Source organism: Martelella sp. AMO21009 (genome assembly GCF_053484295.1).
Genome location: NZ_JBAKFR010000031.1, coordinates 40,467 through 48,107, shown reverse-complemented (window position 1 = coordinate 48,107; position 7,641 = coordinate 40,467). Strand labels below are relative to the sequence as shown.

Below are 7,641 nucleotides of genomic sequence, written 5' to 3'. Positions count from 1 at the left end.
GGCCTCCGTCGTCTATCCATCCGCCAGCGGAAACGCGCCGGTCGAGGCGCTCCGGCAGATCGATCTCTCGCTCGACGAGGGCGATTTCGTCGTGGCGCTCGGCGCTTCCGGCTGCGGAAAATCGACGCTCCTCAATCTCATTGCGGGCTTTCTGTTGCCGACCAGCGGCGAGATCCTGCTCGACGGCCACAAGGTCGAGGGCCCCGGCGCCGACCGCTCGGTGGTGTTTCAAAAACACGCGCTGATGCCCTGGCTGACGGTGCGCGAAAACGTCGCCTTCGGGCTGAAGCTGCAGGGCCGCCCCAAGGCCGAGCGCGATGAGATCGCCGAGAAGTTCATCGCGCTTCTCGGCCTGACGGGTTTCGAGGATTCGCCGATCTATGCGCTTTCGGGCGGCATGCAGCAGCGCATCGGCATTGCCCGGGCGCTGACCTGCGACCCGCGCGTGCTGCTGATGGACGAGCCGCTGGGCGCGCTCGATGCCCTCACCCGCGAAAAGGCCCAGGAACTCATTCTGAAAATCTGGGACAACACCAGGAAGACTGTGTTCTTCATTACCCACAGCGTCGAGGAAGCGCTCTTCATGGGCACGAAGCTGATCGTGATGTCGCCGCGCCCCGGCCGCATCACCCACCGCTTCGACCTGCCCTTTTCACGCCAGTTCATCGAGGGTGCCAAAGCACGCGAGGTCAAGGCTTCGCCGGAATTCATCAAACTGCGCGAGGAGGTGCTGTCCATCATCTTCGCCGACGAGGAAGACGCGGCATGAGCGATATCACCAAGACCAAGCCGGCGGAGACCGAAACACCCGCGCCGCGCAGGAAAAGCGGCGGCCTCCTCTCGCGCCTTTCCAAGGGCCGGGCGACGCGGCCCGGCGAGACCTACGGCGTGCCGGGTTATGGCGATACCATGATCCTCAGCGTCGTCACCATCGTCCTTCTGATCGCGATCTGGTGGGCTGTGACCGCGCTCGGGCTGGTCAAGCCGCTATTCGTACCCTCGCCCGTGGCGATCGTGGCGAAGTTCTTCGACACGATGCAGAACGGCTTCACCGGTACGCCGCTTTACGTCCATATCCTGATTTCGGCGGCGCGCGTGTTCAGCGCCTTTCTGCTGGCCTGCCTGATCGGCATTCCGCTCGGGCTTGCCATGGGCATGAGCCCCATGGTGCGCGGCATTTTCGATCCGCCGATCGAGTTCTACCGCCCGATCCCGCCGCTTGCCTATCTGCCGCTGATGATCATCTGGTTCGGCATTGGCGAAACCTCGAAGGTGCTGCTGATCTTCCTGTCGGTGTTTGCACCGGTGGCGCTCGGCGCCCGCTCGGGCGTGAAATCGGCCGCGATCGAGCAGATCCACGCCGCCTATTCCTTCGGCGCGAGCCGCTGGAAGGTGATGCGCTACGTGATCCTGCCTTCCGCTCTGCCGGAAATCCTGACCGCCATGCGCATCGGCATCGGCTTTGGCTGGACGACGCTGGTGGCCGCCGAAATGGTCGCCGCCACCAAGGGCATCGGCTACATGGTTCTGTCGGCCTCGCAGTTCCTGCAGACCCCGACGGTGATCATGGGCATCATCGTGATTGCCGCGATCGCCTATGCCTTCGACATGCTGATGCGCTTTCTCGAGCGCAAGCTGGTGCCGTGGAAGGGCAAGGCGTAGACCGTCTGCCCGCTTTCCGTTTCCTGCATTATCCCGAAGTGAAGGGGGTGTTTCGTGCCGCGTACATATCTGAAAAAGTCTCTCAAGACCGCTGAAAGCGATGCGGCCTCCGTCACCGGGATCGTCCGGGGCATTCTTGACGAGATAGAAGCCGGCGGCGAGGAAACGGCAAGAGCCTATGCCGCAAAATTCGACCGTTACGAGGGCAATATCGTCGTCACCCGCACGGAGATCGAGGCGGCGGCTGCCAGCCTGCCGCAAAAGCTCAAGGACGATATCCGCTTCGCCCATGACAATATCCGCCGGTTCGCCGAGGCCCAGAAGGCGACGATCGGCGAAACCGAAATCGAAATCGCCCCTGGCTTCTTCGCCGGCCAGAAGATCATCCCCTGCCAGGCCGCCGGCTGCTATGTGCCGGGCGGGCGCTACAGCCATGTCGCCTCGGCGATCATGACGGTGACGACGGCCAAGGTCGCAGGCTGCGACCATGTCACGGTCGCCTCGCCGCCCCGACCCGAAACCGGCGTACATCCGGCGATCCTCTACACCGCCGATCTCTGCGGCGCAGACAGCATTCTCGCCATGGGCGGCGTGCAGGGCGTGGCATCAATGGCCTTCGGTCTGTTCGGCCAGCCGAAAGCCGACATTCTCGTCGGCCCGGGCAACCAGTTCGTGGCCGAGGCCAAGCGCATCCTGTTCGGCCGCGTCGGCATCGACATGTTCGCCGGTCCGACCGACAGCCTGGTGATCGCGGATGCCGGCGCGGACCCCGAAATCGTCGCCGCAGACCTCGTCGGTCAGGCAGAGCACGGCTACAACTCCCCGGTCTGGCTGGTGACCGACAGCGCTGTGCTCGGGGAACAGGTGATGGCGATCGTGCCGAACCTCATCGACAGTCTGCCGGAGCCGAACCGCGCAAGCGCCGAGGCCGCATGGCGCGACTATGCCGAGGTGATCGTCTGCGATACCCGCGAGGAGGTCGCCGCGACCGCCGACGACTTCGCGCCGGAACATCTGAGCGTGCAGGCCGAAGACCTCGATTGGTGGCTCGCCCGGCTGAAATGCTACGGCTCGCTGTTCCTCGGCGAGGAAACCACGGTGGCTTATGGCGACAAGGCTTCGGGCACCAACCACGTGCTGCCGACATCGGGAGCCGCGCGCTATACCGGCGGGCTTTCGGTGCACAAGTTCATGAAGGTGGTGACCTGGCAGCGCGCCAGCCGCGAAGCTTCAAAGCCGGTGGCGCTCTCCACCGCGCGGATCTCGCGGCTCGAGGGCATGGAAGGCCACGCCCGCACCGCTGATATCCGGCTGGCGAAATATTTCCCCGGCGAGAATTTCGACCTCTCGGTCGTGGAGTGAACGCGATGGGCCCGCTCATCTGCCGGGACGAGGGCGAAGGCCCGGCGCTGGTGCTGGTCCACGGCTATCTTGGCGGCGCCGGCATGTGGGACGGCCAGTTTGCGGCCTTTTCCGACCGCTTCCGCTGCATAGCACCAAATCTGGCAGGCTTTGGCGCGAGCAGCCATCTCGAAGCGCCCGAAAGCATCGAGGGCCATGCCCGGCTGGTGTTCGCGGCGCTGGACGGGCTCGGCATCGAAACCTTCCACCTGCTCGGCCATTCCATGGGCGGCATGGTGGTCCAGCAGATGGCGGCGATGGTGCCGGAGCGGATCAAAAAGCTCGTGCTTTACGGCACCGGGCCGGTCGGCGTTCTGCCGAAGCGCTTCGAGACGATCGAAACCTCGCGCCAGCGTATCCGGTCCGAAGGGCTTGAGGCCACCGCCGCTCGGATCGCGGCCACTTGGTTCATGAAGGGGGCTGACGCTAAAGGCTACGCCGCCTGCCTTGCCGAGGGCTCACGCGCCAGCTTGCAGGCAGCCCTTGCCAGCCTCACGGCGTGGGAGCACTGGGACGGCACGGCGGCGCTTCGAAATTTCCCGATGCCGACGCTCGTCATCTGGGGCGATGGCGACCGCTCCTATGGCTGGAGCCAACCGCAAACGCTGTGGAAGACTATCCCCGGCTGCCGCCTCGCTGTTGTGCCCGGTTGCGCGCATAATGTGCATATGGAAAAGTCCGACATCTTCAACCTTGTCGTTTCCGATTTTCTGCAATCGGAGACCTGAAGGCGGCATGAACGGAAAACCCTGTACGGCCTCCGCACGATCGGCGTGGAAGTGGATGGAGATCCGGGACGCATCAATAAGAGTCTGATCAGTAGTCCGCGGCACAAGAGGCGATGATCGCCGCCGATCTCGGCGAAATCTGGCTCGAAGCGGCGCGGTCGATTCAATTCCGTGATGAGCAGCAAGCAAGATCGTGCCGCCGGGCGTTTCATAGTCAATACGGGATTTCATCCCGACGAACCGGTTCTCAACCAGATCTACCCTGCCGAGGATGACTTTCTGCTAGAGAAGGATCTTCTGAGGGAGCTTTCACGTGATCGCCTCAAGGATCCAACGTTGAGCTACGAGCACGCACCTGACTACCAGTTCGAGCGGGACCCACATCAATGCGGTTAAACGTGCATCTGCAGTCGCGGTGTCGGACGCCATCAGGCTTGATCGCAAAGGGGTGCTGCTGTTCCTCCCCATTGGCAATTCCCATTGTCCAATAAAATCAAGCTTTCGCGGTCAAAAGTGGTGGATCACACCTGCCCGGACATTGAGGTCGGTCTGGAGAATATGAGGGACGTATCCAAGGCCCCTTCCCTCAAACTCCGTTAGCCGACGCGAGCACGCGCCCGCTTCCGTGGCCAATTTTTGCACCGCAATCTCAGGTTTTTATAAGTCCGTCCTCAATGGGCTGCTCTCTATTCCAACCCGTGGCAGGTCACCTGCCACTTGTCCATGACGGTAAATCCCTGCTCAACCCCTTCAAGACGTGGGTACAAGCCTCAGCGTCTTGATCTCGAACGCCGAAAACGCGAGTTCAACCTCATCGCCTTGCGGTTTCAGCGCCACGATCGGCTCTTCGAGAAGATCAGTTTCGGCAACGGCTGAGAGGCCCGGAGCGATTTTGAGCCGCGCCCGCTGGCGCGCGCCAAGACGCTCCCACAGCCGCACGATCAGCCCATTGCCGTCTTCGGCGCGCTTGACCGCTTCGACAGCGATCGCCGGATTGTCGATAACTAGCGGTGGTGATAGCGTATGCGATGCCTTAGCGCCCTCGCCTTCGAGGGCCACGAGCGGATGATTGAAACGCTCGGCCATCGCCGAAACTGAGGACGTATCTAGCCCCGCATGCGGCGCGATGGCATAGCGGAAGCGATGCTCGCCCTGATCGGCCTCCGGCCAGGGATAGGTTGGCGAGCGCAACAATGTGAGGCGCACCGTGGTGTCGCGCGCGTCATAGCCATATTTGCAATCGTTGAGGAAGGCGACGCCGAAGCCAGGCTCGGACATCGAAACCCAGCGATGCATCGGGCTTTCGAACCGCGCTTCATCCCAGCTCGTGTTGACGTGCGAAGGGCGGCTGACGTGGCCGAACTGGATTTCGGCCTCGGTTGACGATGCATGGACGGCAAGCGGGAACGCCGCCTTCACCATGGTATTGTGTTCGCGCCAGTCGATGAAGGTGTCGAACTCCAGCAAGTGCCCCTCGGTTTCCAGCGAGACGACCTGCACGATACGCGACGCTTCATAGACCCATTCAAAACGGATCGCCGCTCGCCATGGACCGGTTTCAACGACTTCGGCGCTCACCAGGTGGTCGATCTCGAAGACCTGATCCTCGAATGTCCGGTCGATATCCCAGGCATCGAAGGCCTCTGGCAGATCGCGGAACGCCTGGAGGCGGTTGCCGGTGTGCTTGAGGCATTCGCGTTCCGCCGTCTTGTCGTAGAGTGAGACAAGCCGGCCTGCTTCATCGAAGCGCGCACGGATGTGATCGTTTTCCAGTCGGTCGGCGCGTACGGTGAGTGCCGAAAGCGCTTGCGGCAATTCGCCCTCCCCCGACACCGCAAGGCGAACGGCGCCCAGGCCCGGCACGTCGGCAATCGGGGCCGCCTGCCGGTGCGAGCCATCGGGGAGAATAAGGGTCTGCGAGGTGCGGCCGGCAATTGCAATGGCTGCGTCCCTGTCGAAATGCACCAGCCCGGCCGTCGCTTGCGCGAAGGGATTGACCACCAGCACTTCTCCCGCGCCGGCAAGACCCTCGACGATGCTCCGCCGCAGCACTTCCGCGCGCGCGAAAAAGGTCGCGTAATCCTTGTCGCTGTCGTCATAGACGAGGCCGATGGAGGAGCCGGGCAGAATATCGTGGAACTGGTTCAGCAGCGCGATATCCCAGAGCGCGGCAAGTTCTTCGGCCGGGTAAGCCTGTCCGGCATCGAGCCAGGCAAGGCTTGCGAGCAATTCGAGTTCACGCAGTATCGCCTCGGCACGGCGATTGTTGCGTTTGACCTTGGCGACCGAGGTGAAGGTGCCGCGGTGGAATTCCAGATAGAGCTCGCCGACCCAGACCTGAAAGGCAGACGGGTCCTCATGCATGCGCGAGACGATCCGCTCAAGCGTCGGCCCCATGAAGCCCTGCGACACGCGCGGGCAGCCCGGTATGCCGCGTTCCATCCGCCGGATATGCTCCAGCATCTCACGCGTCGGTCCGCCGCCGCCATCGCCAAAACCGTAGACGAGAAACAGTTCGTCATTGGTTTCCTTCTTCGCATAGCGCCGCCATGTGCCCATCACGTCGCTGGCCCTCAGATCCGGGCAGTACGAGGTCTCGATCGTGGTGGCGTCGGCGGGCTGGGTGGTGAGGAAATAGGTCGGCGCCCGTGTGCCGTCGATCCCCTGCCAGAAGAAGGTCTCGCTCGGCATCCTGTTGGTGTCGCTCCACGACATCTTGTGGGTGACGAACACCGAAAGGCCTGCAAGCTTCATGATCTGCGGGAACGCGGCGCTATAGCCGAACGTATCGGGAAGCCACAATACCCGAGGGCGGACGCCGAATTTCTGCTGATGGTAGCGGACGCCGCGCAGGACGTGGCGCACCAGCGATTCCCCGCCCGTAATGTTGGCATCCGGTTCCAGCCAGAGCGCGCCCTCGATCTCGAACGTGCCGGCGCGATGCTGGTCCCTGATCCTTTCGAACAACACAGGATAATCCTGCTCAAGATAGTCAAGCAGAATACCCTGATTATACATGAAACGGTATTCGGGATATTCCGACATCAGATGAAGCGCGGTCGCCATCGAGCGCGCCATCTTCTGCCGGGTTTCGCGAACGCGCCAAAGCCAGGCGACATCGATATGGGTGTGGCCCGTGACGGTGATATGCGGGGCAAGCTCGGTATCGGCGGCCTCGTAGATGCGGGCTGCGATCGCACGGGCGCGGCTGAGGCTTTCGCTATACCGCCGCTCGTTTCCGGGACGGTAATCGACGGCCTTGATGGCCTCGCGGACGGTCTTCAGAATGAAGTCGCGTCTATGGTCGTTGACGTCGAGATATTTCGCCACGTCGAGCGGCGTTCTGAGGTCGTAATAGAGCGCCTCGGCCTCGATGTCATGGATGAGAAGCCGCGCGCCGAAACCGAGCTGGCGGCGGTCCTCGATGGTGCCCGCCTCGATCATGATCTCGAAGGTCTCGCCGGCGCGTGCCGCCTTCGTCAGCAGGATCTCGCGATGGTTATAGTCCGCGCCCTGCACGATCTCGCCATTGATCCGCACCAGGCATTGCGGGTCGGAACGCCCCATGACCTGACCGAACATTGCCTTGATGCCGAGATAGACCCTTTTGCCCTCAAGCTCCGACGGGATGGAAACGCTGCCGTGGAACCAGAAATAGCTTTGCGGCTCGCCCCAGACCGTGTCGGCGTCAACCGGCGCCCAGTCCGTTTCCGGCCCCGCGAGCATCGCGGCCCGGTCTGCCGGCGGCGCCTGTTTGAAGACGAAGTCGACAGTGGTCTCCGTCGCCACGAAAATGCGATCGCGCAGTATCTCCACGAAATGCATGAGTTTGGAGAATTCTTTCATCGCG

The 7,641-nt window shown here is 62.6% G+C and carries 5 protein-coding genes and 1 pseudogene; 4 read left to right on the top strand and 2 right to left on the bottom strand.

Annotated elements, in window-relative coordinates; all coding sequences use genetic code 11:
• The 4 genes from V6766_RS21650 to V6766_RS21635 all read left to right on the top strand — a co-directional run.
• On the top strand, nucleotides 1–769 hold a 769-nt coding region (locus tag V6766_RS21650), incomplete at its 5' end, for a taurine ABC transporter ATP-binding protein (protein WP_448470093.1).
• Nucleotides 766–1,662 carry an ABC transporter permease subunit gene (locus V6766_RS21645; RefSeq protein WP_448470091.1) on the top strand — a complete coding sequence of 299 codons (897 nt, stop codon included), beginning with the start codon at nucleotides 766–768 and terminating at the stop codon, nucleotides 1,660–1,662. The genes V6766_RS21650 and V6766_RS21645, both read left to right, overlap by 4 nt.
• A gap of 54 nt (nucleotides 1,663–1,716) precedes the next feature.
• Nucleotides 1,717–3,024, top strand: coding sequence for a histidinol dehydrogenase (gene hisD, locus V6766_RS21640; protein WP_448470089.1), 1,308 nt, complete (start codon nucleotides 1,717–1,719; stop codon nucleotides 3,022–3,024).
• Nucleotides 3,025–3,029: 5 nt separating this feature from the next.
• On the top strand, nucleotides 3,030–3,791 hold the full coding sequence (locus V6766_RS21635) for an alpha/beta fold hydrolase (RefSeq protein ID WP_448470087.1): 762 nt from the start codon (nucleotides 3,030–3,032) through the stop codon (nucleotides 3,789–3,791).
• Nucleotides 3,792–3,932: 141 nt separating this feature from the next.
• Here the strand turns inward: V6766_RS21635 and V6766_RS21630 are convergent.
• Together V6766_RS21630 and V6766_RS21625 are read right to left on the bottom strand one after the other, a co-directional pair.
• Nucleotides 3,933–4,061 (bottom strand): annotated as a pseudogene (locus tag V6766_RS21630) (argininosuccinate synthase); the annotation flags it as partial.
• 480 nt (nucleotides 4,062–4,541) lie between these two features.
• Nucleotides 4,542–7,637, bottom strand: coding sequence for an alpha-mannosidase (locus V6766_RS21625; protein WP_448470085.1), 3,096 nt, complete (start codon nucleotides 7,635–7,637; stop codon nucleotides 4,542–4,544).
• Nucleotides 7,638–7,641: the final 4 nt, after the last annotated feature.

Coding starts and splice junctions, on each gene's coding strand:
- V6766_RS21645 (WP_448470091.1), top strand. CDS start 766: ATGAGCGATATCACCAAGACCAAGCCGGCGGAGACCGAAACACCCGCG.
- V6766_RS21625 (WP_448470085.1), bottom strand. CDS start 7,637: ATGAAAGAATTCTCCAAACTCATGCATTTCGTGGAGATACTGCGCGAT.
- V6766_RS21635 (WP_448470087.1), top strand. CDS start 3,030: ATGGGCCCGCTCATCTGCCGGGACGAGGGCGAAGGCCCGGCGCTGGTG.